This is a genomic window from Hylemonella gracilis str. Niagara R (genome assembly GCF_000600295.1).
GTDB classification, from domain to species: Bacteria; Pseudomonadota; Gammaproteobacteria; order Burkholderiales; family Burkholderiaceae_C; genus Hylemonella; species Hylemonella gracilis_A.
In genome coordinates, this window is the sequence record NZ_JEMG01000001.1 from 1,964,858 (window position 1) to 1,990,760 (window position 25,903).

Annotated in this window: 24 protein-coding genes; 12 read left to right on the plus strand and 12 right to left on the minus strand. The window is 65.4% G+C overall.

The window, feature by feature from the left end:
- Positions 1 to 90 precede the first annotated feature (90 nt).
- The 3 genes from AZ34_RS09155 (at position 91) to AZ34_RS09165 (ending at position 2,757) form a co-directional block, all read left to right on the plus strand.
- A complete protein-coding gene (locus tag AZ34_RS09155; protein WP_197026521.1) occupies positions 91 to 918 on the plus strand; it encodes a DUF2189 domain-containing protein in 828 nt (275 codons plus the stop codon).
- A gap of 70 nt (positions 919 to 988) precedes the next feature.
- A complete protein-coding gene (locus AZ34_RS09160) occupies positions 989 to 1,936 on the plus strand; it encodes an ATP-binding cassette domain-containing protein (protein ID WP_035607329.1) in 948 nt (315 codons plus the stop codon).
- Entirely contained in the window at positions 1,936 to 2,757 is an 822-nt protein-coding gene (locus AZ34_RS09165) for an ABC transporter permease (RefSeq protein ID WP_051509646.1), read from the plus strand. Before AZ34_RS09160 ends, AZ34_RS09165 begins: the two co-directional genes overlap by 1 nt.
- A gap of 56 nt (positions 2,758 to 2,813) precedes the next feature.
- Here AZ34_RS09165 and mnmH read toward each other — a convergent pair whose 3' ends face one another.
- Positions 2,814 to 3,863, minus strand: coding sequence for a tRNA 2-selenouridine(34) synthase MnmH (gene mnmH / locus AZ34_RS09170; RefSeq protein ID WP_035607332.1), 1,050 nt, complete (start codon positions 3,861 to 3,863; stop codon positions 2,814 to 2,816).
- Positions 3,864 to 3,875: 12 nt separating this feature from the next.
- The gene (locus tag AZ34_RS09175) at positions 3,876 to 4,535 is read right to left on the minus strand and encodes an arylesterase (RefSeq protein WP_035607335.1); all 660 of its coding nucleotides are present in this window, start codon (positions 4,533 to 4,535) and stop codon (positions 3,876 to 3,878) included.
- A gap of 40 nt (positions 4,536 to 4,575) precedes the next feature.
- Between AZ34_RS09175 and AZ34_RS09180 the strand changes: the two genes are divergently transcribed.
- Together AZ34_RS09180 and rlmB are read left to right on the plus strand one after the other, a co-directional pair.
- On the plus strand, positions 4,576 to 5,277 hold the full coding sequence (locus AZ34_RS09180) for an ABC transporter ATP-binding protein (RefSeq protein WP_035607338.1): 702 nt from the start codon (positions 4,576 to 4,578) through the stop codon (positions 5,275 to 5,277).
- Between the two features lie 90 nt (positions 5,278 to 5,367).
- Positions 5,368 to 6,108, plus strand: a complete 741-nt coding sequence (gene rlmB / locus AZ34_RS09185) for a 23S rRNA (guanosine(2251)-2'-O)-methyltransferase RlmB (RefSeq protein WP_035611308.1) — start codon at positions 5,368 to 5,370, stop codon at positions 6,106 to 6,108.
- 27 nt (positions 6,109 to 6,135) lie between these two features.
- Here the strand turns inward: rlmB and AZ34_RS09190 are convergent, their stop codons facing one another.
- Both AZ34_RS09190 and AZ34_RS09195 read right to left on the minus strand, forming a co-directional pair.
- Positions 6,136 to 6,444, minus strand: coding sequence for a hypothetical protein (locus AZ34_RS09190; protein ID WP_035607341.1), 309 nt, complete (start codon positions 6,442 to 6,444; stop codon positions 6,136 to 6,138).
- Positions 6,445 to 6,515: 71 nt separating this feature from the next.
- Positions 6,516 to 6,743: a hypothetical protein gene (locus AZ34_RS09195; RefSeq protein WP_035607344.1), complete on the minus strand. Its 228-nt coding sequence runs from the start codon at positions 6,741 to 6,743 to the stop codon at positions 6,516 to 6,518.
- Between the two features lie 218 nt (positions 6,744 to 6,961).
- Here AZ34_RS09195 and AZ34_RS09200 point away from each other — a divergent pair, with 218 nt between their 5' ends.
- On the plus strand, positions 6,962 to 7,798 hold the full coding sequence (locus tag AZ34_RS09200; protein ID WP_035607346.1) for a DUF481 domain-containing protein: 837 nt from the start codon (positions 6,962 to 6,964) through the stop codon (positions 7,796 to 7,798).
- Positions 7,799 to 7,826: 28 nt separating this feature from the next.
- Here the strand turns inward: AZ34_RS09200 and serB are convergent, their stop codons facing one another.
- Genes serB through mfd form a run of 3 tightly spaced genes read right to left on the minus strand, consistent with a single transcriptional unit; the run spans position 7,827 to position 12,731 of the window.
- A complete protein-coding gene (gene serB / locus AZ34_RS09205; protein WP_035607348.1) occupies positions 7,827 to 8,564 on the minus strand; it encodes a phosphoserine phosphatase SerB in 738 nt (245 codons plus the stop codon).
- Between the two features lie 21 nt (positions 8,565 to 8,585).
- Positions 8,586 to 9,200 carry a hypothetical protein gene (locus AZ34_RS09210; RefSeq protein ID WP_035607351.1) on the minus strand — a complete coding sequence of 205 codons (615 nt, stop codon included), beginning with the start codon at positions 9,198 to 9,200 and terminating at the stop codon, positions 8,586 to 8,588.
- Between the two features lie 6 nt (positions 9,201 to 9,206).
- On the minus strand, positions 9,207 to 12,731 hold the full coding sequence (gene mfd, locus AZ34_RS09215; protein ID WP_035607355.1) for a transcription-repair coupling factor: 3,525 nt from the start codon (positions 12,729 to 12,731) through the stop codon (positions 9,207 to 9,209).
- A 150-nt stretch (positions 12,732 to 12,881) separates the two neighbouring features.
- On the opposite strand from mfd, the gene ispD reads away from it, so the two are divergent.
- The gene (ispD, locus tag AZ34_RS09220) at positions 12,882 to 13,607 is read left to right on the plus strand and encodes a 2-C-methyl-D-erythritol 4-phosphate cytidylyltransferase (protein ID WP_035607358.1); all 726 of its coding nucleotides are present in this window, start codon (positions 12,882 to 12,884) and stop codon (positions 13,605 to 13,607) included.
- On the plus strand, positions 13,604 to 14,089 hold the full coding sequence (gene ispF / locus AZ34_RS09225; RefSeq protein ID WP_035607359.1) for a 2-C-methyl-D-erythritol 2,4-cyclodiphosphate synthase: 486 nt from the start codon (positions 13,604 to 13,606) through the stop codon (positions 14,087 to 14,089). Before ispD ends, ispF begins: the two co-directional genes overlap by 4 nt.
- A gap of 90 nt (positions 14,090 to 14,179) precedes the next feature.
- Here the strand turns inward: ispF and AZ34_RS09230 are convergent, their stop codons facing one another.
- The 3 genes from AZ34_RS09230 to AZ34_RS09240 all read right to left on the minus strand — a co-directional run bounded on the left by AZ34_RS09230 (position 14,180) and on the right by AZ34_RS09240 (position 17,241).
- Complete coding sequence (locus AZ34_RS09230) at positions 14,180 to 15,472, minus strand: ATP-binding protein (protein WP_051509648.1); 1,293 nt, start codon at positions 15,470 to 15,472, stop codon at positions 14,180 to 14,182.
- 52 nt (positions 15,473 to 15,524) lie between these two features.
- Positions 15,525 to 16,259: a two-component system response regulator OmpR gene (gene ompR / locus AZ34_RS09235; RefSeq protein WP_006298009.1), complete on the minus strand. Its 735-nt coding sequence runs from the start codon at positions 16,257 to 16,259 to the stop codon at positions 15,525 to 15,527.
- Positions 16,260 to 16,458: 199 nt separating this feature from the next.
- Positions 16,459 to 17,241: a 3-hydroxybutyrate dehydrogenase gene (locus tag AZ34_RS09240; protein WP_035607363.1), complete on the minus strand. Its 783-nt coding sequence runs from the start codon at positions 17,239 to 17,241 to the stop codon at positions 16,459 to 16,461.
- A 91-nt stretch (positions 17,242 to 17,332) separates the two neighbouring features.
- Between AZ34_RS09240 and AZ34_RS09245 the strand changes: the two genes are divergently transcribed.
- From AZ34_RS09245 to AZ34_RS18895, 4 genes are all read left to right on the plus strand, one after another.
- Positions 17,333 to 18,280: an alpha/beta fold hydrolase gene (locus AZ34_RS09245; RefSeq protein WP_035611312.1), complete on the plus strand. Its 948-nt coding sequence runs from the start codon at positions 17,333 to 17,335 to the stop codon at positions 18,278 to 18,280.
- A 25-nt stretch (positions 18,281 to 18,305) separates the two neighbouring features.
- Positions 18,306 to 20,654 carry a RelA/SpoT family protein gene (locus tag AZ34_RS09250; RefSeq protein ID WP_035607365.1) on the plus strand — a complete coding sequence of 783 codons (2,349 nt, stop codon included), beginning with the start codon at positions 18,306 to 18,308 and terminating at the stop codon, positions 20,652 to 20,654.
- 221 nt (positions 20,655 to 20,875) lie between these two features.
- Complete coding sequence (locus AZ34_RS09255; RefSeq protein WP_331280904.1) at positions 20,876 to 22,459, plus strand: methyl-accepting chemotaxis protein; 1,584 nt, start codon at positions 20,876 to 20,878, stop codon at positions 22,457 to 22,459.
- A gap of 100 nt (positions 22,460 to 22,559) precedes the next feature.
- Positions 22,560 to 24,173, plus strand: coding sequence for a methyl-accepting chemotaxis protein (locus tag AZ34_RS18895; protein WP_081767148.1), 1,614 nt, complete (start codon positions 22,560 to 22,562; stop codon positions 24,171 to 24,173).
- 46 nt (positions 24,174 to 24,219) lie between these two features.
- Here AZ34_RS18895 and AZ34_RS09265 read toward each other — a convergent pair whose 3' ends face one another.
- A complete protein-coding gene (locus tag AZ34_RS09265) occupies positions 24,220 to 24,720 on the minus strand; it encodes a nucleoside deaminase (protein WP_035607367.1) in 501 nt (166 codons plus the stop codon).
- A gap of 2 nt (positions 24,721 to 24,722) precedes the next feature.
- Entirely contained in the window at positions 24,723 to 25,757 is a 1,035-nt protein-coding gene (locus AZ34_RS09270; protein WP_035607371.1) for an ABC transporter substrate-binding protein, read from the minus strand.
- Between the last annotated feature and the right edge of the window lie 146 nt (positions 25,758 to 25,903).

Here is a 25,903-nt window from a genome sequence, read left to right on the forward strand (position 1 = left end):
TCGCATCTGACCCGGTGCTGATCCTGGCACGATTCAGACTGGGTTTTCCTCAGTCGACAGGACAGGGGCGGCCCCACTAGGCTTGCTGGCATGCGTGATCAAGAGATGCCCGAAGGCGGCCGCACCCAGCCTGCCCAACAACCCTCGCCCTACGTGCCACCGCCGCCTGCGGGTCCTCGACGCGAGATCGTGCCGCTGTCCTTCGCCGATCCGCTGCGCTGGCTTGCCCGTGGCTGGCGCGACATGGCTTCGGCCATGGGCATCGCGCTCTTTTACGGCTTCTGCTTCTGGGGCATGGCGCTGAGCCTGAGCGCGGTGTTCCTGCACCTGCCGGTCTACACCATGTCCCTGGTCTCGGGCTGTCTGCTGGTCGGCCCTTTCCTGGCCATGGGCTTGTACGAAGTCAGCCGTCAACGTGAACTCGGGCAGACCGCTGACCTTGCGAATTCGCTGACCTGTTGGGATCGGCATATCGGCAGCATGGCCTTGCTGGTACTCGTGCTCCTGCTGCTGGAGCTGTTGTGGGGGCGTGCTTCGCTGGTGGTCTTCGCCGTCTTCTTCAACACCGGCATGCCATCGACCGCCGGGGTGCTGCAGGCCGTGTTCAACCCGGAGAACTGGGCCTTCGTGGCGGTCTATGCGACGGTGGGCGGTGTGTTCGCCGGCCTGGTCTTCGCCACCTCCGTGGTCTCCATCCCCATGATCCTGGACCGCGACACCGACGCCATCTCAGCCTCGATCACCAGCCTGCAGGTTTTCTTCGGCAATCTGCCTGTCATGCTTTTCTGGGGCGGGCTGATCACCGCCCTGGTGGTGCTGGCCTTCATTCCCTGGGGCCTGGGCCTGCTCATCATCGGACCCTGGCTGGGGCATGCCACCTGGCACGCCTACCGGGGTTCCGTGCGTTGGCTGGACTGAGACACCCGCAGTATTCGCGCCTGCGTCTTCCGGGGCTTGCCGGGCAGGGCGCCGTGCCAGAATCGCCCTCATGTCGGATGCCTTTCTGAGTTGCCATCACCTAGTCAAACGCTACGGCGAGACCGCCGTCGTCCAGGATCTGAGTTTCGAGATCCGCCCCGGCGAATGCCTGGGCGTGATCGGCCCCAATGGGGCGGGCAAGACCACGACCCTGCGCATGTGCCTGGGATTGAGCGCGCCGGACAGTGGCCATGTGCAGGCCTTTGGCCTGCGCATGCCGGACGACGCCCATGCCATCAAGGCGCAGCTGGGCGTGGTGACTCAGTACGACTCGCTTGATCCGGATTTCTCTTGTGCCGAGAACCTGCTGGTGTTCGGTCGATATTTCGGCATCAACACTGCGGCCATGCGCGCGCGCATCCCGGCGCTGCTGGATTTCGCAGCCCTGGCTCACAAGGCCGACGCCAAGCCGGGCCAGCTCTCGGGCGGCATGCGGCGCCGACTCAGCCTGGCCCGGGCGCTGGTCAACGATCCGCGTCTGCTGATGCTGGACGAGCCCACCACGGGCCTGGACCCACAGGCCCGACACCTGATGTGGGAGCGGCTGCAGCAACTGCTGCAGCAGGGCAAGTCCATCCTGCTGACCACGCACTTCATGGACGAGGCCGAGCGCCTCTGCGACCGCCTGTTGGTCATCGACCACGGGCGCAAGATCGCCGAAGGCAAACCCCGGGAGCTGATCGCCGCGCACCTGGAGCCCGAGGTTGTCGAGGTCTATGGCGTGAATGGTGAAGGCCAGGCGCAGGCCCTGGCGCATGGAGAGGCTCACGCGCCCTTGCGCGCGCTGGCCAGCCGGGTCGAAGTCAGTGGCGAGACGGTCTTTTTCTACACGCAGGACGCCGCGCCCCTGCTGCAGGCGCTGGCCCATGCGCAGGGCCTGCGCAGTCTGCACAGGCCGGCCAATCTGGAGGATCTGTTCCTCAAGCTCACGGGCCGCCAGATCCGGGAGGAAGGATGATGAAGACGTCCATGCAATCAACGGGCAGACCTGTCGCCTTACTGCCTCCGGCGCTGCGCTGGTGGCCCATTTTCTTGCGCAACCTGCTGGTCTGGCGCAAGCTGGCCCTGCCCAGCCTGGTGGGCAATGTGGCCGAGCCGCTGATCACCCTGGTGGCTTTCGGTTATGGCCTGGGCGCCCTGATCGGCACCGTGCCCTGGGGCAGCTCGGGCCAGGCCGTGCCCTACCTCGTGTTTCTGGCCAGCGGCTCGATCTGCATGAGCGCCATCAACGCGGCCACCTTCGAGGCCATGTTCTCGGCCTTCTCGCGCATGCATGTGCAGAAGACTTGGGAGAGCATCATGAACGCGCCCATCGACCTGCGTGACGTGCTGCGGGCCGAGATGCTGTGGGCCGCCTTCAAGGCCCTGTTCTCCGCCACGGTCATCCTGCTCGTGATGGCGGCGCTGGACATTAGCCGCAGCCCCATGCTGCTGCTGGCCTGGCCCGTGCTGCTGCTGGCGGGGGTGGTGTTCAGCAGCATGGCGTTGATCGTGAATGCCCTGGCCAAGGGTTATGACTTCTTCACCTACTACTTCACCCTGGTGCTCACGCCCATGACCTTCCTCTCGGGGGTGTTCTTCCCGCGCGAGAACCTGCCGGCCTGGCTGCACGCGGTGTCCGAATGCTTGCCCTTGACGCATGTGGTGGAACTGGTGCGCCCGCTGTTCCTGGGGCACTGGCCTGCGTCCCCCTGGCTGCACCTGGCCGTGCTTGCCATCTATGGCTGGGTGGCCTGGCGGATCGCGCTGGCCTTGACGCGCAGGCGGTTCCGGAGTTGACCAAGGCCAGGCCACACCTGCTTGGCAGCGGGTCCGCGCAACGGAAAACGCGCGCCTCAACCCGCCAGCATCTGCCGCGCCAGCGCCTGCATGGCCGCCATAGAGCGGTCACGCGGATGCAGTTCTGGCGCCTCCGCGAAGCGCGTGAAGTTACGCAGGCTGGACTGCTGGTAGCCGGGGTCGTAGTGCGTGCGCAGCAGGTCACGCACCACCTCCTGTAGCTGGCCTGTCTGGACCAAGTTCTGCCAGTGCGCCACGGTCTTCTTGCCGCGCAGCTCGGTCAGAGCGTCCAGCCGGGCGCAGAAGCCCGCCGTGTCCTGGGCGTAGTGCGGGTAGTCTTCCAGCAGCAGGGCCACGCGTTCGTCCTCGGGCAGGAGCAGGTGCAGGCAGGGCGCGGCACGCATGGCGGCCATGAGCGCGTCCGGCACGGCCACGTTGCCGACCTTCTTGCTTTCGCTCTCCACGTAGACGGGGCGCGCCGGGTCGAAGCGGCGCAAGGCGTTCCAGATCTGCGTGTCGAAAGCCTTCTGCGTGGGCTGGGGTTGGCCGGGCAGCGCGCCGAGCACCGAGCTGCGGTGGCAGGCCAATGCTTCAAGGTCCAGCGTCTGCGCGCCAGCTTCGCTCAGGGCGTGCAGCAGCCGGGTCTTGCCCGAGCCGGTCGCGCCGCAGATCACCCGCCAGTCCAGGCCGGTGGCCAGGCGCGGTATGTCGGTCAGCACGGCGTTGCGAAAGGCCTTGTAGCCCCCGTCGATGCGCGTGACATAAAAACCGATCTCGCTCAGGATCAGCGCCAGCGAGCCGCTGCGCTTGCCGCCTCGCCAGCAATAGATCAGCGGCTTCCAGTCCTTGGACTTGTCCAGCACCTCGCGCTCGATGTGGGTCGCGATATTGCGCGCCGCGATCATGGCGCCCCGCTTGCGGGCCTCGAAGGGATTGCTACGGTGCAGCAGACCCACCTCATGACGTTCGGCATCGTTCAGCGTGGGCCAGTTCTGGGCCTCAGGCAAATGGTCCTCGGCGTATTCACTTTCGCTGCGCGCATCCAACACGGCGTCGAAAGCATCGAGGCGCCGCAGGGCCTCTTCCGCGGACAATATTTGCTGCATGGGTTCTGCGGTTCAGAGCAGCTTTTTCAGCTCGGGCCAGACGTTGCCCAGCATGATGGGGTGGGCCTCGGCGGTCGGATGGATGCGGTCGGCCTGGAACAGACGCGTGGGGTCCGGGCCATCCGCGACGCCTTGCAGGAAGAAGGGCACGAGTCCGGTCTTTTCGGCGCGCGCCACCTCGGTGTAAAGCGCCGCGAAGCGGCGGGCATAGTCCGCGCCGTAGTTGGGTGGCATCTGCATGCCCACCAGCAGTACGCGCGCACCGGCCTGCTTGGCCTGCTGCGCCATCCAGGCCAGGTTGGACCGGGTCGCGTCCAGCGACAGGCCGCGCAGCGCGTCATTGCCACCCAGCTCAATCACCACCACGCGGGGTCGGTGCTGCTTGAGCAGCGCCGGCAGGCGCGAGCGTCCACCGAAGGTGGTGTCACCGCTGATGCTCGCGTTGACCACGCGCAGGCCGGGCTTTTCGGTGGCGAGTTTCTTCTCCAGCAGGGCCACCCAACCGCTGCCGCGCGCCAGGCCGTACTCCGCGCTCAGTGAGTCACCGACGACCAGCACTGTCTGGCCTGGCGCGACGGATGGGACCTGAGTCTGCGCCTGAGTTTGCAGATGAAATGCCCCCATGAAACCGCCCAGCAACAGGGCCGCGATACAGTAGCGGCGCCCCGTCATACGAGCGGTCTTCCAAAAACGCCCAGCAGAAAAATCCTTCATGTCCGAATCCGCACTTCCTGTTGATTCCAATCCCGTCATCGCCGTCGAGCACATCGTCAAGTCCGTCAGCGATTCGACCGGCCAGCTCGATATTCTGCGTGATATCCATTTCAGCGTGGCGCCGCGCCAGACCCTCGCCCTCGTGGGTGCTTCCGGTTCGGGCAAGAGCACGCTGCTGTCCATCATCGCCGGCCTGGACACGCCCAGCAGTGGCACGGTGCGGTTGGCGGGCGAGGACTTGTTCGCCTTGAACGAGGACGAGCGGGCCGCGCTGCGCGCGCGCAAGCTGGGCTTCGTGTTCCAGAGCTTCCAGTTGCTGGCGCACCTGAGCGCACTGGAGAACGTGATGCTGCCGTTGGAGCTCGCGGGCCGCAAGGACGCGCGCAAGACGGCCGCCGAGATGCTGGCGCGCGTGGGCCTGGGTGCCCGCCTGAACCACTATCCCAAGCTGCTCTCCGGCGGCGAACAGCAGCGTGTGGCGCTGGCGCGCGCCTTTGTCGTGCAGCCGGCCGTGTTGTTGGCGGATGAACCGACCGGCAGCCTGGACTACGCGACCGGCGAGAAAGTGATGGAACTGATGTTCGAGCTCAACCGCGAGCAGGGCACGACCCTGGTGCTGGTCACGCACGACAAGGGCATCGCAGCGCGCTGCGAGCGGCGCATCACCATCGATGCGGGGCGCGCTCACGAGGCGCCTTGAGGGAGTGAGCCCGATAGGCCTCATCAGAGCGGCCGCGCGGGCCAGGTTCAATAATCCGACTGGGAGCCCGCAGCGCCGATAATGGCGCCCATGTCTGCATCTCCCAAGGTTCTGTACGGCTTCCATGCCGTGGGGGTGCGCCTCAAAACGGCGCCAACTTCCATCCTCGACATCTACTACGACGCCTCGCGCCGCGACGCGCGCATGCGTCAATTCGTGGCGCGCGCCCAGGAGGCAGGGGTCCGCCTGATTGAAGCCGATGGTTTGCGTCTGTCCAAGCTCGCGGGCAGCCATGGTCACCAGGGGGTGGCTGCGCGGGTGCAGCCCATCGAACTTGCCCACAGCCTGGACGATTTGTTGGACGGCTTGACTGTCCCGCCACTGCTGTTGGTATTGGATGGGGTGACGGACCCGCACAACCTGGGCGCCTGCCTGCGCGTGGCCGATGGCGCTGGCGCGCACGCTGTTATCGCGCCCAAGGACCATGCCGTGGGGTTGAACGCCACCGTGGCCAAGGTCGCCAGCGGCGCGGCCGAGACCGTGCCTTACTTCATGGTGACCAACCTGGCGCGTACTTTGGGTGAGCTGAAGGAGCGCGACATCTGGTGCATCGGCACCAGCGACGACGCGCCGCAGACCTTGTATCAGTCCGATCTGAAGGGGCCGACCGCGCTGGTGCTGGGTGCGGAAGGCGAAGGCATGAGGCAACTGACCCGCAAGACCTGTGATGCGCTGGTCAGCATTCCGATGAAGGGGGGGGTGGAGAGCCTCAACGTGTCGGTCGCCAGCGGCGTGTGCCTGTACGAGGCCTTGCGCCAGCGGGGCGTTTGAGGGGCAGGGCGCCCGGGCAAACGCCTTTCAGGCTTGGACGTTCAGCAGGCGTCCGTTCAATTGCCCCAGTGTATTGAGGGTCGCGCGCGCGGCCTGTTGGCCGCGCTGCTCCGTGGTGGATTCGGCGCGGGGCGGGTTGCTTTCGACACTGCGCACCCGGTCATTGGCCCGCGCGGCCTGATTTCGGGCCGTCTGGGTTTGCTGCTCCAGCTGGGCAACCCGGTTCTCGGCCTGATCAGCTTCGCGCCGGGCTTGTTGCAGCCTGGCTCGATACAGGCTCAATTGGCCGCTGGTGCTGGCCGTGCCGCTGTTGAGTGACTGCAGTGCCATGACCATGGGATGTCTTCCAGCGGGGCGACCTATGGTGGTGACTCAGGGGGGCGTGGAGGCAGGCAGTTGCCGCCGCGTCAGGCGGTCTCGTTGACCAGCCGACCGGTGGTCTGACCCTGGGTGTTGACCACGGGGCGCGCTTCCTGTGGGGGCGGAGCGCTTTGTTGCGTTTGCTGCTGCGCCGCCTGCGTTTCCTGGGCTTGCGCAGCCTGGACTTCTTGCGCCTGAGCTGCGGCATTGTCCTGCTGGGGGGCGACGTAGGCCGCCGTGTTGATCGAATTGCTGTTGACGCTGCTGATGGCCATGGCGAACTCCTGATAAAGGACTGCCTAAATCTTAATCACATCGTCGGACTTGTCAACTTGAGGGGATTGAGTGCGTGTGCTTAACTTTCCGAGCCAAAATCGGCCTACAGCGTGCATCATCAGGTGATCGTCACCAGATTGACGTCAAAACCGTCTGTGCATAGGGGCTAGGCTGCAACGGTTTGGTGGTCTGAGCCTGGCCCGTCAGAATAGGGCAGATGAAGAAACCATGCGTCATCGGCATGGCCGGCCTACTGCTTGGTGCCATGCAGTTTGCCGCCGCTGAGGCTCACGATCCTCCAGTCACTCACGACAGCGCAGATGCGCCGACTTCGCCGGCGGTTCCGGTCTGGGTCACCCATGTTGGGGCTGCCTCGTCCTCGACCTCGGGCAACACCAACACGACGAACCTGAACTTGGTGCTGGATTCCCAGCGCCGCACCGAGACCAACAAGTTGTCGATCAATGCCGAATTCGTCAGGAGCAGCTCCGAAGTGGTGGATGCGCAGACGAACACCCGACGAGAAACCACCACAGCCTTTCGTGAACTGATCGGGGCGCGGTATGACCACAACCTGTCCGAACGTGTGTTCGCCTTCGGGGGTGGGGAGCTGAGCCACGACCGGATTGCCCTGCTCGGGTTGCGTCAGGTGTACAGCACGGGTTTTGGTTACCAGTTGCTGCGCGGTGAAGCGCACAACTGGGATGTGCTCAGCGGTTTGTCCTACCGCGACGACCGCTACTTGAAGCAGGGCGTGGAAATCAATGGGAGCCTGCGTGACGATCTGTACGTGTACGAATTGATGCTGGGCGAGGAGTCCAACCACCGCATCACGGAGTCCATCCAGTTCCAGCAGAAACTCACCATCAACCGCAACCTGGGCGAGGTTCAGGGCACCCGCGGGCAATGGGACATGGGCTTGCAGGTGGCTGTCAACCGTACGCTGAGCCTGAGCATGAAGCTGCAGCGCCGTTACGACGGCATGGCGCGACAACCCGTCCAACGCTACGACACCCTGCTCTTCACGGGCATCAACATCACGTTTGGTGGCTGAGGCGCCACGGTTCGATTCGGGGCTGTATTCAGCGGGGCGCGCTCAGCACTTCCAGCAGACGATCGAGCCCGCCTGTGTTGATCGCCACCATGGCCTGCTCGCGCACCTTGGGCTTGGCGTGGTAGGCCACGGACAGTCCTCCAGCTTCGGCGCAGGCCGTCATCATGGGCAGGTCATTGGCGCCATCGCCCATGGCGATGGCCTGTCGCGGCGAGATGCCCAGCCGCGCGCAGGTTTGCAAGAGCGTGCGCTGCTTCTCGGCGCCATCGCAGATGTCGCCCCAAGGCTGGTCGACCAGGCGGCCGGTGAGCGCGCCGTCGCGGATGTCCAGCACATTGGCGCGCGTGTGGTCGATGTCGAGCAAGGCTTGCACATGGTCGGAGAAATAGGTGAAGCCGCCGGAGACCAGCAGCACCTTCAAGCCTGCCCGCTTGCATGCGCGGACCAGTTCGGCCGCGCCGGGGTTCAGACGCAGGCGGTCGCGCTTGACGGCTTCGAGGTTTGCCAGGGTCACGCCTTCAAGCAAGGCCACGCGGCGGCGCAGGCTGTCCTTGAAGTCGGTGATTTCGCCACGCATGGCGGCTTCGGTGATGGCCGCGACCTCGGCTTTGCGGCCCACGGCGTCGGCGATCTCGTCCACGCACTCGATGTTGATCAACGTGGAGTCCATGTCGAAGGCGATGAGCTTGTAGTCCGAAAGCTTCAGCGGCGGCGTGAAGTTCTGAATCAGGAGACCGGGGGAGATTTCGCGGGCGAGTGTGCTCATGGGCAGTATCGATGTGCAATGTCAGAACCTGAGGATCAAGCCAAAGCTGGAGGAGATGGGCATCTCGTAGTACCGTCGGTTGCTGGTTTGGTCTTTTGCATAAACAGCCGGAAGATCCGGACTGGATTTGAGCGCCAGATAGAGTCCTAGACCCACAAACTGGGAGTACGGAAACAAGGAGAACTCCACACCAAGAATCGATGCGGATGCAGTGTTGGTTTTGCTGCGAAGCCCGTATTTTTTTGAATTCAGAGATGCATAAGAGACCCCAAAGCCGTAACCGAAGTAATAGCGTGATCGACCTTGGTTGATGATCAAGGTGTAGCCCAGGGTTGTAGCACCGTAGGGCATGGAATCTCCACCGACTTTGGCGCGTCCAACGTCTTGCCCAATCCATGGGCCATGCGAAAGCAGGGGGTTATCAGCATCAAGGCGCTGGGTGAAAAAAATGTCCGTTCCGATTCCCTGATAGGAGTAGGAGTAACAGTCGGCGCCAACGTTACAACTTGTCGAGGTCTTTTTGGGGACCTCGCCGCTGTGGTCGAAGTATGTGAGTGTCATCGTGCTCAGCTCGTATGCTTGAGCGCTCATGACCATGGACAAGCTCAGCATGATGGACGTGATTTTTTTCATCATGTTGTGTCATGTCGCAATTTTTTCCCTGACGGGTTCGCCCAGTGAGCGCAGCACATCACGCACCAAGTGCGCGCGCGCCTTCGCGTCCGGCAGTGCGCGCTCGATGCGCAGCTTCTCGTTGCCCACCAGCTTGATGTGCTTGTTCTTGCGCACCAGCTCAATCACCTTCATGGCGTCCACGGGCGCGTCCGCGCGGAAGGTGATGTTGATGAGCTGGGGCGTGGCGTCCACTTTCACCACGCCATAGGGCTGGCTGATCACGCGCAGGCGGTGCACGTCGATCAGCGTCTGCGCCTGGGCTGGCAGCTTGCCGAAGCGATCCACCAGTTCCTCCAGCAGGGCGTCGATCTGCTCGGTCTTCTTGGCGGTGGCTAGCTTCTTGTAGAAGGACAGGCGCATGTGCACATCGCCGCAGTAGTCGTCGGGCAGCAGGGCGGGCGCGTGCAGATTGATGTCGGTGGCGGCGCTCATGGGCGCGAGCAGGTCGGGCTCCTTGCCTTCCTTGAGGCAACGCACGGCCTCGCTCAGCATCTCGTTGTAGAGTTGGAAGCCGACCTCCAGCATGTTGCCGCTCTGATTTTCACCGAGCACCTCACCAGCCCCACGGATTTCAAGGTCGTGCATGGCCAGGTAGAACCCGCTGCCCAGTTCTTCCATGGCCTGGATGGCGTCCAGCCGTTGCGCGGCCTGTTTGGTCAGGCTTTCCTTGTCCGGCACCATCAGGTAGGCGTAGGCCTGGTGGTGGCTGCGGCCCACGCGCCCGCGCAACTGGTGCAACTGGGCCAGGCCGAACTTGTCGGCGCGGCTGATGACGATGGTGTTGGCGCTGGGCACGTCGATGCCGGTCTCGATGATGGTCGAGCACAGCAGCAGATTGGTGCGCTGGGCCACGAAATCGCGCATCACGGCTTCGAGCTGGCGTTCGGGCATCTGGCCGTGCGCCACGCCGATGCGGGCTTCGGGTAGCAGTTCCTCCAGCCGCGCACGCCGGTTCTCGATGGTCTCCACCTCGTTGTGCAGAAAGTACACCTGGCCGCCGCGCTTCAGTTCACGCAACACGGCCTCGCGGATCACGCCCTTGTCCTCGTTGCGCACGAAGGTCTTGATGGCCAGGCGGCGTTGCGGCGCGGTGGCGATGACGCTGAGGTCGCGCAGGCCTTCCAGCGCCATGCCCAGGGTGCGCGGGATCGGCGTGGCGGTCAGCGTGAGCACGTCCACCTCGGCGCGCAGGGCCTTGACCGCTTCCTTGTGGCGCACGCCGAAGCGGTGCTCCTCGTCGATGATGAGCAGGCCGAGTTCCTTGAACTTGGTGTCCGCGCTCAGCAGCTTGTGCGTGCCGACCACGATGTCCACACTGCCGTCGGCCACGCCCTTGAGCGCAGCGTTGATTTCCTTGGTCGAGCGGAAGCGGCTCATTTCCGCGATCTTGACCGGCCACTTCGAGAAGCGGTCCACCAAGGTCTGGTAATGCTGCTCGGCCAGCAGCGTGGTGGGGGCCAGGAAGGCCACCTGTCGCCCGCCGGTGACGGCCACGAAGGCGGCGCGCAGGGCCACCTCGGTCTTGCCGAAGCCCACGTCACCGCAGACCAGGCGGTCCATGGGCTGTGGGCTCACCATGTCCTGGATGACCGCGTGGATCGCGGCCTTCTGGTCGGCGGTTTCCTCGAAGCCGAAGTCGTTGGCGAACTGCTCATAGTCGCGCGGCGAGAAGCGGAAGGCGTGGCCCTCGCGCGCAGCGCGGCGTGCATAGATGTTCAACAGTTCGGCGGCCGCGTCGCGGATCTGCTGCGCGGCCTTGCGCTTGGCGCGCTCCCATTGGCCGCTGCCCAACTTGTGCAACGGGGCCTCGTCCGCGCTGACGCCGGTGTAGCGGCTGATCAACTGCAATTGGCTGACGGGCACGTAAAGCACGGCCTGGTCGGCGTACTCGAGATGCAGGAATTCCTGCAGCGCGGGCGTGCCGTCCGGGTTCTTCGCGCCCACGTCCATGTTGACCAAGCCCCGGTAGCGTCCGATGCCGTGGCTGGCGTGCACCACCGGGTCGCCCACATTGAGTTCGGACAGGTCCTTGATCAGGGACTCGACGTCGCTGACCTGTTCCTGCTTCTTGCGGCGGCGCGCGCCCGAACTGGTCGCGAACAGCTCCGTCTCGGTGACGAAGTCCAGCGCCTCCTGGGTCCAGGCGAAACCTTGCTGCAGCGCGGCGGTCGCGATGCCCAGGCGTTCTTCGCTGGCGCGGAACTCTTCCAGGGTGTCGAAGGCGGGCGGGATGACGCTGCTGGCGCGCAGGAAATCAAGCAGGCTTTCACGCCGGCCGTCGCTCTCGGCCAGCAGCAGCACGCGGTGCTGGGTGTTGCGCAGGTGGTCCTTGAGTTTGAGCAGGGGGTCGTCGGTGCCGCGCGCGGCGGTCACCTCGGGCAGGCGGTCGAATTCGGCGAAGTCCGGTGCCTCCTGGCCGCTGCCGGCCGCTTTCAGCGCGAGCTGCGCATGGGCGTTGGCCAGGGTGAAGAACTGCTCCGCGTTCAGGAACAGGTGCTCGGGCGGCATCGGCGGGCGCTCGGGCTCGCCCTGGGCGAGGCGGTAGCGGTCTTGCGTGTCGGTCCAGAAGCGGCGCAGCGCGGGCTCGATGTCGCCGTGGAGGACCAGCGTGGCGCTTTGCTGGCGGCCGCCGCTCAGGTAATCGAAGACCGTGGCCGTCTGCTCGAAGAAGAGCGGCAGGTAGTACTCGATGCCCGCCGTCGCCACGCCGTTGCCCATGTCCTTGTAGAGCCGGCTCTTGGTCGGGTCGCCTTCCAGAAGTTCACGCCAACGGCGACGGAACAGCGCGCGCGAGCCCTCGTCCATCGGGAACTCGCGCCCGGGCAGCAGCCGCACCTCCGGCACGGGATACAGGCTGCGCTGGCTGTCCGGGTCGAAGGTGCGGATGCTGTCCACTTCATTGTCGAACAGGTCCACGCGAAAGGGCACGGCGGAGCCCATGGGGAACAGGTCGATCAGGCCGCCACGCACCGCGTACTCGCCCGGACTGACCACCTGGGTGACGTGGTTGTAGCCGGCCAGGGTGAGCTGGCTGCGCAGGGCGGCTTCGTCGAGTTTCTGCTTGACCTTGAACTCGAAGGTGGTGGCCGCCAGAAAGCTGGGTGGGGCCAGCCGGTAGAGCGCGGTCGTGGCAGGCATCAGCACCAGGTCGATGGTGTCTTCCGGCTTGACCGCGCCGGTGCTGCTCTGGCCCGTGTTGTAGAGCCGCCAGAGCGTGGCCAGGCGCTCGCTGATCAGGTCCTGGTGCGGCGAGAAGCTGTCGTAGGGCAGCGTTTCCCAGTCGGGAAAGACGGCACAGCGCAGCGTGGGTGCGAAGAAGGCGATCTCGTCGATCAGGCGCTGCGTGTCGGTCGCGTCGGCGCAGACGATGGCCAGCAGGCGTCCCGCTTCTTTCTCGCGCTCGGCCAGACGGGCCAGCAACAGGGCGTCGGCGGAGCCGGGCGGGCGGGGCAGGGTGTGGCGCTTGCCGGTTTGAAGCTTGGGGAGTTCCATCGGATGCAGAAAACGCGAAAACCCCCTGCGCTTTTTGCAGGGGGTGTGGCGCGATTTTAGTGGGTCGGACGTGCTGAGCCTGTTTGTGGTTGCCTCGGCGTTGCCCCAAGGGCCGGCGTGCCCGGGCGTGGGAAAATGGCAGTCCAATCCATGACAGCTCTTGTGCCCCAGTTCCACGTCCTGATTCCCTGCGCCGGCATGGGGACCCGCGCCGGTGGTTCCCTTCCCAAGCAGTACCAAGCCGTCGCAGGTCAGGCACTGGTTCTGCACACGCTGACGGCTTTTGCCGCAGTCGCGGCCGCACAGCCTGCGCTGCGACAGGTGTTGGTGGTCGTGGCGCCTGCGGACACTTTTCTCAGTTCGACGCCGGCCTGGTCGGTGCTACCCCAGGGCGGAGCAAGCCGCGCCGAGACCGTGGCCCGAGGCCTGGCGGAGTTGCGCGCGCGGGGCGCGCAGGACGACGATTGGGTGTTGGTGCACGACGCCGCGCGCTGTCTGATCACCCCGGCGCAGATCGAGGCGTTGATGGTGGCCTGCTCCGACGACCCGGTGGGTGGCCTGCTGGCCTTGCCCTTGCCCGACACCCTCAAGCAGGCCGGGCCTGCGGGAGAGCCCGCGCGGGTCCAAGCCACGCTCGAGCGCGCCGATAAATGGCTGGCGCAGACCCCGCAGATGTTTCGCCTGGGGCAACTGACGCAAGCCCTGGAGCAGGCGGTGCGGTCCGGCGTGGCGGTGACCGACGAGGCCAGCGCCATCGAGGCCCAAGGCCTCGCGCCGCGCTTGGTGCAGGGCAGCGCGCAGAATTTCAAGGTCACCTATCCCGAGGACTTCGCACTGGCCGAGGCCGTGCTGCAAGCCAGAAAGACACAGGCATGAGCATTCCGGACATCAGGATCGGCGAGGGCTGGGACGTGCACCAGCTGGTCGAGGGGCGGCCCCTCATCTTGGGCGGCATACAGGTTCCCCATGACAAGGGCCTGCTCGGCCATTCGGATGCGGATGCCTTGCTGCACGCCATCACCGACGCGTTGTTTGGCGCGGCGGGCCTGGGTGATATTGGTCGCCACTTCCCCGACACCGACGTGCAGTTCAAGGGCGCGGATTCGGGCGTGCTGTTGGCCGAGGCCGCCGCGCGCGTGCGCGCGCAAGGCTGGCGCCTTGCCAATGTGGACAGCACCATCGTCGCGCAGGCGCCCAAAATGGCGCCGCACATTCCTGCCATGCGTGAGCGCATCGCCACGCTGCTCGGGCTGGACGAGGCGCAGGTCAACGTGAAAGCCAAGACGGCCGAGAAACTTGGTCCTGTCGGGGAGGGTCTGAGCATCGAGGCGCGGGCCGTGGTGCTGCTGTTGCGCTGAAGCCGCTCGTCCGGCCCGCTGTGCAGGGTCGCCTTGAACCGCAGGCTTGTGCGATGAGCCCTGGGCCTTGGGGTTGTCTCTATCTACTTTCTATTTCGCCTGCCGCAGCTCGATGCGGGTGCTGAAGCCCCCCAGGCTGCTGTTGCCCACGCCGAAGCGCCCGCCCATGCGGCGCAGGGTCTTGTCCACGATGGCTAGGCCCAGGCCGGCCCCGGTGGCGGCCGTGCGTGCGGCGTCGCCCCGGTAGAAAGGTTTGGTCAAGTTGGGCAGGTGCTCGGGCGCCACGCCGGGGCCATGGTCGCGCAGGCGCAGTTGCACCCAGGGCTCGCGCGCGCGCACGCCGATATCCAGCGTGGTGATGCCAGTCTCCGGCGTCTTGCCGTAACGGCGGGCATTTTCCACGAGGTTGGAGATCACACGCCCCAGCTCGACCGCGTCGGCCATCACCCAGAGGTCGGTGGGCAGATCGATGTTGAAGCGCATGTCCTCGCGGTGTTCGAAGGCGTAGAGGCTGCTGCGGATCACTTCGTTCAGGTTGACGCGCTCCAGCCGCACATGGTCGGGCCGCGCGTAGTCCATGAATTTGTCGATGATGGCGTCCAGCTGTTCCAGGTCGGCCACCATGTGCGCGCGCGCGTCGGCGTCGGCCACGCTCATCTCGGTTTCCAACCGCAGGCGCGACAGCGGCGTGCGCAGATCGTGGCTGATGCCCGCGAGCATCACGGCGCGGTCCTGGTCCAGCTTGGCCAGGCGCTGGGCCATGCGGTTGAAGCCGATGTTGACCTGCCGGATCTCGGTCGTGGGCACACGTTCATTGAGCCGGCTGGCCTCGAAGTCGCCTTCGCGGATGCGGCTGGTCGCGAACGACAATTGCTTGAATGGCTGGTTGATCAGGTGGGCCACCACGGCCGTGCTGGCCAGCGTCAGCAGCACCCCGACCACCAGCCACAGCAACCAGACGCCCTGACGGGACTCGTCTGCCAGCAGGTGCAGGGTTTGCTGCCAGATCAAGGTGCTGGTGCCGACCAGCAGGCTGATGAGGCCGAAGGTGCGCCAGAAGAGGCTCAAGCCGCTGACCGGGAACGGAGGTGCCTCGACGACCGCAGTGTCGTCAAGGTCGGCACCCGCAGGTCCTTGCGAGGGTTGATGCAAGGCGGCCGCCTTGTCGTGCGGCTGTCCGGGAGCGATGCCGGCTTTCGTTACGCTGTGGTCCAGCGAGGGTTCGGACTTGTCGGCCGTCCTGCCACTGCCGTCTTCCTTGAGCCAGGCCAGCCAGCGTGCCGTGGTCGGGTCGGCTGAGAGGATGGGGCTGCCCAGGTCAGCGGCCCGACGCAGCGCTTCGTCGGAATCCGGGCCCTCGCCTGATTCGGGATTCAGTGCCATGTCCGGATCATGCGGGAGCGGGCGATGCGGGAGAGGACAATGCGGAAGTGCTTCAATGCGCGCCGTCCGGCACGAAGACATAACCCACGCCCCAGACCGTCTGGATGTAGCGCGGGGAGGCCGGATCGAGCTCGATCAACTTGCGCAGGCGCGAGACCTGCACGTCCAGGCTGCGGTCAAACGGTTCGAACTCCCGGCCGCGCGCCTGCTGGGCGAGTTTCTCGCGCGACATGGGTTGACGCGGGTGCCGCACCAGGGCCTTGAGCATGGCGAATTCGCCGGTGGTCAAGGGCAGTTCCTCGCCGTCCTTGCGCAGGGTGCGCGCGCTGAGGTCGAACACGTAAGGGCCGAAGGCCACGACTTCCTGTTCGCTCGAAGGCGCGCCGGGCGCCTCGGGCGCTGGGCGGCGACGCAGCACGGCGTTGATGCGTGCCAGCAGCTCGCGCGGGTTGAAGGGCTTGCCCAGGTAGTCGTCCGCGCCAACCTCCAGGCCCACGATGCGGTCCACATCCTCGACCTTGGCGGTCAGCATGATGATGGGCGTGCGGTCGTTCGCGGCGCGCAGGCGGCGGCAGATCGACAGGCCATCTTCGCCGGGCATCATCAGGTCCAGCACGATCAGGTCGACGGACTCGCGCAGCAGGATGCGCGTCAGTGCCTTGCCGTCCTCGGCCAAGAAGACCTCGAACCCCTCTTGGGTCAGGTAGCGACGCAGCAGGTCGCGGATGCGGGCGTCGTCGTCAACGACCAGGATCTTGTCGGTACGGCTGTTGGATGGGGTCGTCATGGCACAGACAGAAAAAGTTGTAATGCGTTGAAATGACTGAAATCGGAAAAACCGCACGGGAACGAGCGGGATTGTGACGCCGACCGCCTGCCCACAAGGTAGGTGCAACGATTCGTTTTCATAATGTTACAAAGCCCCCGGAACCCCGGCCTGGTTTGGGGAGGTGAATGGGCTTGGGCGTCCAACTCGTTCGCCACCGCTACTGCGCCGCCCAGCCGCCGTCCATGTTCCAGGCCACGCCGCGCACATTGTCAGCCGCAGCCGAGCAGAGAAACACGGCCAGCGCGCCCAGTTCCTCGGGCGTTGTGAACTGCAGCGAGGGCTCTTTTTCGCCGAGCAGGAGCTTGGTGGCCTCGGCATTGCTCAGTTTCAAGGCCTGGGCCTTGGCGTCCACCTGCTTTTGCACCAGGGGCGTGAGCACCCAGCCGGGACAGATGGCGTTGCAGGTCACGCCGGTGGTGGCGTTTTCCAGCGCCGTGACCTTGGTCAGGCCCACCACGCCATGTTTAGCGGCGACGTAGGCGGATTTCTCGGCCGAGGCGACCAGACCATGCACGGACGCCACGTTGATGATGCGGCCCCAGCCCTTGCCATGGTTCGCGGCCAGCATGGCGGGCAGGGCCAGGCGCGTGGCGTGAAAGGCGCTGGAGAGATTGATCGCGATGATGGCGTCCCAGCGCTCGGGCGGAAAGTTCTCCACCCGCGCGACATGCTGGATGCCGGCGTTGTTGACCAGGATGTCCACGCGGCCGAAACGCTGGGCGGCATGGGCCATCATCGCTTCGATCTCGTTGGGGCGGCTCATGTCCGCGCCGTGGTAGTCCACCTGCGCGCCCAGCGCCGCGATCTCCCGCTTCGGCCCCTCGGCGTCGCCGAAGCCGTTGAGCACGATGTTCGCACCCTGCTGCGCCAGGGCCTTGGCGATGCCCAGCCCGATACCGCTGGTGGAACCCGTGACCAGCGCGGTCTTGCCTTTCAGCATGTATGTCTCCATCCCGCTAGGGGGTAAATCGATGAATTAGGATGATGCCATGCGCGACGCCCTGTACCGCGCGCGCCGCACGGACCTCACCATGATCGAACCCAAGCTGAATCACGTCTCCTGCCCCGGTGCCAGCGCCAGCGGCGTCGATGGCACCCACCGCGTGGCTTACTGGCAATGGGGCCGTGATGACGCACCCCATGTGGTGGTCTGCGTGCACGGCCTGTCGCGCCAAGGACGTGATTTTGACGTGCTCGCCCGTGCCCTGCTTCAGGCCTCGGGTGGTGAACAGGGCGATTTGCGCGTGATCTGCCCCGATATCGTTGGGCGCGGGCGCAGCGACTGGCTCGCCGATCCCCTGGGCTACCAGATTCCCGTGTACGCGGCGGACATGGCTGTCCTGCTCGGCGTCTTGAAACCGCGCACGCTGGATTGGGTGGGCACCAGCATGGGGGGCTTGATCGGCTTGGCCCTGCTTGGGCAGGCGGCCCTGCATCCGGCATCGCTGCCCGCGCCCGTTCCGATCCGCAAGCTGGTACTCAACGACGTCGGCCCGGTCATCGCCTGGGCGGCGCTGGAGCGCATCGGCACCTACCTGGGCGCACCCATGCGTTTCGACACGGTGGAGCAGGCCGCCGAGGCGCTGCGCCTCATCTCTGCGGGTTTTGGTCCGCACACGCGCGAGCAGTGGCTGGAATTGAGCCGACCCATGCTCAAACCTGCGCCGCTGGAAGCGGGCAAGGGGATGGGGTATGTGCTGCACTACGACCCGGCCATCGCCGCGCCCTACCGGCAGATGACGCCCGAGAGCGCCGCCGCGGGCGAGGCCATGCTTTGGCAGTTGTACGACGCCATCACCGCCGACACGCTGCTGCTCCGGGGCAAGGAGTCCGATCTTTTGTCCGTCGAAACCGCGCAGGCCATGACCCAGCGGGGACCACGGGCGCGCTTGCTTGAGTTCGAAGGCGTGGGCCATGCGCCGACGCTGGTGGCCGATGCGCAGGTGCGGGCGGTGCGGGCGTTTCTGCTCGGGGCGTGAGGCGCGGACTGCGCGGGCATGAAGCATGAAAAGTCACACCGCTGAACGGACCGTGGAGCGCATCGATGCCGCTGCGGCGCTGCTGTCCGCCTCCGGCCCTGATGCAGGTGCCGATGCAGGCGCCGTGGGCTCACAAGCCTCCGCACTAGCTCAAGTGCCCGGCGCTACCATCGCGCGGGCGCGTGCCTTCGCCGAACCGCTGTTGGCCGGCGAAACCCTGGAAACCGGTGAGAACACCCTGGCTCATGCGGACGCCGTGGCCGCCATCCTGCGCACCATCGGCGGCTCCGAGGCCATGCAGGCGGCGGCTTACCTGGTCTACGCCAGCGCTTATCTGAACAAGCCGCGCGAGGTCATCGCCCAGGCCTTTGGCGAAAGTCACGCGGCGCTGGCGGTGGAGACTACGCAACTCGTGTTGGTTCAGCGGCAGGCGCGTGCCAAGGCGCAGCGCGAGCTGCTGCAGGGGATGGTCGGTGGCTCGGCGGGCATCGAGCTGGGGACGGCGGCGCAAACCGAGAACGTGCGCAAGATGCTGTTGGCCTTCTCGCGTGACCTGCGCGTGGTGCTGCTGCGCCTGACCTCGCGCTTGCAGACCTTGCGCTGGTTCGCAGCCAGCAAGCGGCCCTTGCCGCCTGGCCTGGCGGCGGAGTCCCTGCATGTTTTCGCGCCCCTGGCCAACCGCCTGGGCATTTGGGAAATCAAGTGGGAAATGGAAGACCTGGCCTTTCGCTTCCTGGAGCCTGAGACCTACAAGCAGATTGCCCGCCTGCTGGACGAAAAGCGCATCGAGCGCGAGACTTACGTCGTGCAGTTGCGCGACACCTTCGAGCGTGATCTGCGCGCTCAGGGCATCGAAGCCCAGGTGCAGGGGCGACCGAAGCACATCTACAGCATTGTCAAGAAGATGCGTGGCAAGTCGCTCGACTTCGATCACATTTACGACGTGCGCGCCCTGCGCCTGATCGTGCCGGACGTGCCAGCTTGTTATGCCGCACTGAGTTGGGTGCACAGCCGGTTCACGCCCGTCACCGAGCAGTTCGACGACTACATCGCCCGACCCAAACCCAACGGCTACCAGTCCCTGCACACCGTGGTGCGCGACGCCGAGGGGCGCGCACTTGAGATCCAGATCCGCACCCAGGCCATGCACGAGCATGCCGAGCTGGGCGTGGCCGCGCATTGGGCCTACAAGGAGGCCGGGGCCAAGGGCTACGGTGGCGCGGTGACTGCCGACAGCGCCTACGACGCCAAGATCGCCGTGCTGCGACAACTGCTGGCCTGGGAGCGCGAACTGTCCGGCGGGGGTGACGACGATACTTCCGGTCAGGTGCGTGCGCAGGCGGGTGGCATGCTGGATGACCGCATCTATGTGTTGACGCCCCAGGCCACCATCGTCGACCTGCCCCAGGGCGCGACGCCGGTGGACTTCGCCTACACCCTGCACACCGACCTGGGGCACCATTGCCGCGGCGCGCGCGTCGACGGCACCATGGTGCCGCTCAACACACCGCTGAAGAACGGCCAGACGGTGGAAATCACCGCCGTGAAGGATGGCGGGCCCTCGCGCGACTGGCTCAACCCCGAGCTGGGTTACATCGTCAGCCCGCGCGCGCGTGCCAAGGTGCGGGCCTGGTTCAATGCCCAGGCCGCGCAGGAAACCATCGCGCGTGGGCGCGAGGTGGTGGAAAAGATCCTGCAGCGCGAGGGCAAGACAGCCGTCAAGCTCGAGGACCTGGCCGCGCAACTGGGCTTCTCCAGCGCGCAAGCCTTGTTCGAGGTGGTGGGTAAGGACGAGTTCTCCTCGCGCAGTATCGAGGCCGTGTTGCGACCGGCCGATGTCTCACCGGCGACTGATGCCGGGGACGCGGTGCAATCGATGTTGCGCCGTCCTCGCAGCGACGGCAGTAGCAGGGGCGGTGTGCTCGTGGTCGGAGTCGATTCGCTGCTCACCCAACTCGCGAAGTGTTGCAAGCCCGCGCCGCCTGACGCCATACGCGGCTTTGTCACGCGCGGCAAGGGTGTCAGCGTGCACCGCGCCGACTGCGCCAGCCTACAGGCCCTGATCCAAACGCATGGTGAACGGGTCATCGACGTCGAATGGGGTTTGCCCAAGACCGGTGGCGAAGGCAAGGGAGGCGGGCCGGTCTATCCGGTCGACGTGCACATCGAAGCCGCCGACCGTCAGGGCTTGCTGCGCGACGTGAGTGAGGTCTTCGTCAAGGAGAAGATCAACGTCATCGGCGCCCAGACCCAGACCGTACAAGGCGTGGCCCGCATGACGCTGACCGTGGAGGTGGCCAGCACCAGCCGTCTGGCCAAGGTGCTGGCGACGGTGGCGGCGCTGCCGGGGGTGTGGAAGGCCAAGCGCAAGTAGGTCCGTCCGACGGTGGGCGTCATGCGCCCGTGTTGCTTGTCAAGGTGTCCCGCGAGGACGCTTGAGCCAGGATCGCGATGGCGCGCGGTTGTTTCCAGGCCAGTCAAGGAATGATTCTCAAATACCCGCGCGGGTTATGGATATGATGAACTCCGCTTTCGCAAGCGTCACGCATTGTTCATCGGAGAACGCATATGCCGGCTTTTTTGTCCAATCTTTCGGTGGCCAAGAGACTGGGTCTCGGTTTCGCCCTGGTTCTGCTGCTTTCTCTCATCACCATCATCGTCAGCATTTCGCGGCTGAGCGCCGTGGCGGATTCAACCCGGCAGATGGTGGAAGTGCCCATCAAGTTGGAGCGCATGGTCAGTGACTGGTACCGCAATCTGCACACTGGCGTGCGGCGCACGGCGGCCATCGCCAGAAGCAGCGATCCTTCCCTCGCGACCTATTTCGCTGAGGAGGCAGCGCTGTCCAGCAAGTCCTCGGGCGAGTACCAGAAGGCCGTCGAGGGGCTTCTCAGCAAGGACCGTGACAAGGCCGTCTTCGCCGAGATCGGTGAGCAGCGCAAGAACTACCTCAGGACACGCGACGCCATCGTCGCGCTGAAGAAGGAGGGCAAGCTCGACGAGGCTAACAAGATGCTGGACGAGCAATTCACGCCAGCTGCCAACTTGTATACCAGCAAGATGGAGGCGCTGATGAACAACCAGCGCGAGGACATCGACGCCATGGCCAAGGAGATCGAGGCCAACTACGAGGCCAGCCGCATGCTGCTGGTGGCGCTGGCGGTGGTCAGCACCGTGCTGAGCATGGTTTTCGCTTGGTTGCTGTCAGGCACCATCACCCAGCCCTTGCTCAAGGCTGGTGAGGTGGCCCGTGCTGTGGCGCAGGGTGATCTGAGTGTGCAGATCGACAACACCCGTACCGACGAGGTGGGTCAGGTACTCAACAGCCTCAAGGAGATGCAAGGCAGCCTGGCGCGCGTGGTGTCCCAGGTCCGCCAAGGCTCGGAGAGCGTGGCCACGGCGAGCGCCGAGATCGCGCAGGGCAATCAGGATTTGAGTGCTCGCACGGAGAGCCAGGCCAGTGCCTTGGAAGAGACCGCTGCCTCCATGGAAGAGCTGGGCTCGACCGTCAAGCAGAACGCGGACAACGCACGCCAGGCGAACCAGTTGGCTCAGAGCGCCTCCACCGTGGCGGTCAAGGGCGGCGAGGTCGTGGCCCAGGTGGTGGACACGATGAAGGGCATCAACGACGCGAGCCGCAAGATCGCCGACATCATCAGCGTGATCGACGGCATTGCCTTCCAGACCAACATCCTGGCCTTGAACGCGGCGGTGGAGGCGGCCCGGGCCGGTGAGCAAGGCCGGGGTTTCGCGGTAGTGGCGGGCGAAGTGCGCAGCCTAGCGGGTCGTAGCGCTGACGCAGCCAAGGAGATCAAACAGCTGATCGGCGATAGCGTGCAACGCGTGACCCAAGGCACGGCCCTGGTGGATCAGGCCGGCTCGACCATGGGGGAGGTGGTCGCCAGCATCAAGCGCGTGACGGACATCATGGGTGAGATCAGCGCGGCCAGCGCGGAGCAAAGCGCCGGGGTGGCGCAGGTAGGCGAGGCCGTGACCAACATGGACCAGGCCACGCAGCAGAACGCGGCGCTGGTGGAGGAGATGGCGGCGGCGGCGTCCAGCCTGCGCTCGCAAGCCCAGGAACTGGTCCAAACCGTGGCGGTGTTCAAGCTCAGTGGTGGGCATGCCGGCGGGGGCCACGCTGGTGGCGCGCAGCCAGCCTTGCTGGCATTGCGTTGAGTTTCTGGACCTTACGCTGTCGAGAGAGGGCGGCGCATTAACCTGCTTCGGCGATTTGCCCTGGCCATTGGCAATTGCACGTCGATACAAGGAGGTAAGCATGTTTGGTACAAAAAGGCTCAAGGTTGGCCAACGATTGACACTCGGTTTTGGTGTTGTTGTCGCCTTGGGCGTGGTCATTGCCTTGGGCAGCACGGTCAAGATGAACAGCCTGGCGGCTGATCTGGAGATCATGTCAGGCGAACAGATGACGCAGATGCGGCAGTTCGTGCAACTCAAGGACAACCTGAATGGGGCGGCGCTCAACTTGCGCAACGTCATGATCAGCACGAACGTCGAACTCAAGCCCCGATTCCGCGACATGGTCGAAAAGCTGAAGGCGGACAACGAGAAGCTGATCGCGGAACTCGACAAGGTCACCGACACCCAGGAAGGCAAGGCCTTGCTCGCTGCCATCAAGGACAACAGCAAGGCCTATGAGGCGATTGCTTCGCAAGCCATGGAGCTGGCCATGCAGGGCGATACGGCGGGCGCGGACAAGGCCTTGTTCACCGCCCGGGAGAAGCGTCTTGCCTTGTTCAAGGCAGTGGAGGATTCGATCCAGTTGCGTTTCGACACCGCCCAGAATCTGGCCAAGGCTGGTGCTTCTACCGCCGCCACCAGTGCTTTGCTGTCGCTTGGACTGGCGCTGACGATGGCTCTGCTGGGGGGCTTCATCGCTTGGCAAATCACACGCCAGATCCGTGGCGAACTCGGCGCGGAGCCGCACGAGGTGTCGCTTGTCGTCAGTCAAATTGCCGAGGGTGACCTCAGCACGACGGTTGCAGTGCGCGTGGGCGACAAGAACAGCGTCTTGGCTGCCGTCAAACGCATGCAAGAAGCCTTGGTGCGCACGGTGACTGCGGTGCGCCAGGGTTCGGAGAGTGTGGCCACGGCGAGCGCCGAGATCGCGCAAGGCAATCAGGATTTGAGTGCTCGCACGGAGAGCCAGGCCAGTGCCTTGGAAGAAACCGCTGCCTCCATGGAAGAGCTGGGCTCGACCGTCAAGCAGAACGCGGACAACGCGCGTCAGGCCAACCAATTGGCCCAGAGCGCCTCCACCGTGGCGGTCAAGGGGGGCGAGGTTGTGGCCCAGGTGGTGGACACGATGAAGGGCATCAACGACGCGAGCCGCAAGATCGCCGACATCATCAGCGTGATCGACGGCATTGCCTTCCAGACCAACATCCTGGCCTTGAACGCGGCGGTGGAAGCGGCGCGCGCGGGGGAGCAGGGCCGTGGCTTCGCCGTGGTGGCCGGTGAGGTGCGCAACCTTGCCGGGCGCAGCGCGGAAGCGGCCAAGGAAATCAAGCAACTCATCGGCGACAGCGTGGAGCGGGTGACCCAGGGCACGTCCCTGGTGGATCAGGCCGGCTCGACCATGGGGGAGGTGGTCGCCAGCATCAAGCGCGTGACGGACATCATGGGTGAGATCAGCGCGGCCAGCGCGGAGCAAAGCGCCGGGGTGGCGCAGGTAGGCGAGGCCGTGACCAACATGGACCAGGCCACGCAGCAGAACGCGGCGCTGGTGGAGGAGATGGCGGCGGCGGCGTCCAGTCTGCGCTCGCAAGCCCAGGAACTGGTCCAAACCGTGGCAGTGTTCAAGCTCAGTGGTGGGCATGCCGGCGGGGGCCACGCTGGTGGCGTGCAGCCGGCGCTTTTGTCCTTGCGCTGAGCCTTCCTGGCCGCTGGCTGTGGCGGTAGGGGGCTTCCGCCCCGGTTCAGCTTTTCCAGAAGCCCGAGTGCGGGGCGCTGGCTTCCTCGATCAAGGCCGGCCCGATGCATTCGATCGGGTGCGGCGATGCCGCGAAGACATCGCGGCAGGACAGTTCGGCGTCGCGCTGCTCGGCGCGTTCCCCGCGAAACACCCGCAACCGTACCGCGTCGATGCCGTAGACCACGCGCCCGATGTTGGACCAGAAGATGGCACCTGCGCACATCACGCAAGGCTCGGCGGAGGAGTAGAGCGTGGCGCGCGTCAGCGTCTCGCGGTCCACACGCGGTGAGACCATCCGCACCGCGTTGGTCTCTGCATGGCCGGTGCAGTCGCCGGTTTCGCTGGTGTTGCACCAGGCCTCAGCCAGTACCTCGCCCTGGTCCGAGACGATGACGGCGCCAAAGGGCCGGTTGCCGCGCGCGCGGCCGGTGGCGGACCAGGTGATGGCCTGGCGCAGGTAAGCGCCGTCGCGCTCGTCCAGGGTGATTTCCGTGGGCAGGCTCATGCTCAGGCCTTGTAAGCGCGTTCCGCGCCGGTCGGCAACAGGCTGCGTTCGAACACGTTGTCGGCGTTGGGGCGGTTCTGCAGGCCGAAGACCTGGGCCACTTGCGTGATCTGTTCCTCCAGCAGCGCCTTGCGCACGTCGCCCAGGCCGTGCGTCGCCACGTCCGGCGCAGCCACGTACTGGGCGGTCAGGCGCCAGCGCTCGAGTTCCACCTGTTCATCCAGGATGGGTTCGCGCTGCTTGATGGCGGCGATGGCCGCCGTCGGGTTGGCCAGGGTTTCCTTCAGGGCGCGGTTGCTCGCGCGCAGAAAACCCGCCACCAGGGCCGGTTGCTCGGTGATCAGCTTGCGGCTGGCCAGCACGGCGTTGCCGTAGAGGTTGACGCCGGCCTCGGTGTACTTCAGCACCGACAGTTCCTCGGCTTTCATGCGCGCGAACAGCGAGACGGCGGAGTCGTGGAAATAGGTGGCACCGTCCACGTCGCCGCGCACCATCACGTTGTCACGCGCGCTGAAGTCGGTCGTGACCCACTGGAAATGATCGGCACCGAGCTTGAGCTTGTTGGCCACCATGGGCCAGGCGCGGCGGGTGGACTCGACGGCGGCCGCGGCGATGCGCTTGCCCTTGAGGCTCTGGAAGTCGCTGGTGATGCCCCGGTCCTTGCGGCCGATGATCACGAATGGTGCGCGGTTGTAGTACTGGTAGACCGCCTGCACCACGGGTGTGCCTGGGTTCTGGGCCTGGAACTCGGTCAGCGAGCTGATGTCACCCAGGCCCAATTGGTAGACACCACTGGCGACGCGGGTGATGGAGGTCACCGAACCGGCGCCCACGTCGATGGACACGTCCAGCCCTTCGTCGCGGTAATAGCCCTGGGCCTGCGCGAGGAAGAAGGGTGCGGTCTGCCCGGTGACGCGGAAGTCCAGCGTGAACTTCAAGGGCGTGAGTTTGGTGCTGGGTTGGGCCCAGACTGCGGGTGCGGCGAGGGTGGACGCGGCAATTGCGGTGGACGTACCAAGGAATTGGCGACGAAGCATGGTTAGGCTCCTGGAAAGGGTGAGTGCCCGATCAGGTCGACCGGGTTTCCAGAGCAATTTCCGGGCGCCGGGCTGGCCAACGCTGAACGCTTCTACTCCTGGGCGCTTTCAAGCAAAGCGTGTGCCAGTTGTGTATACCGTCGGGG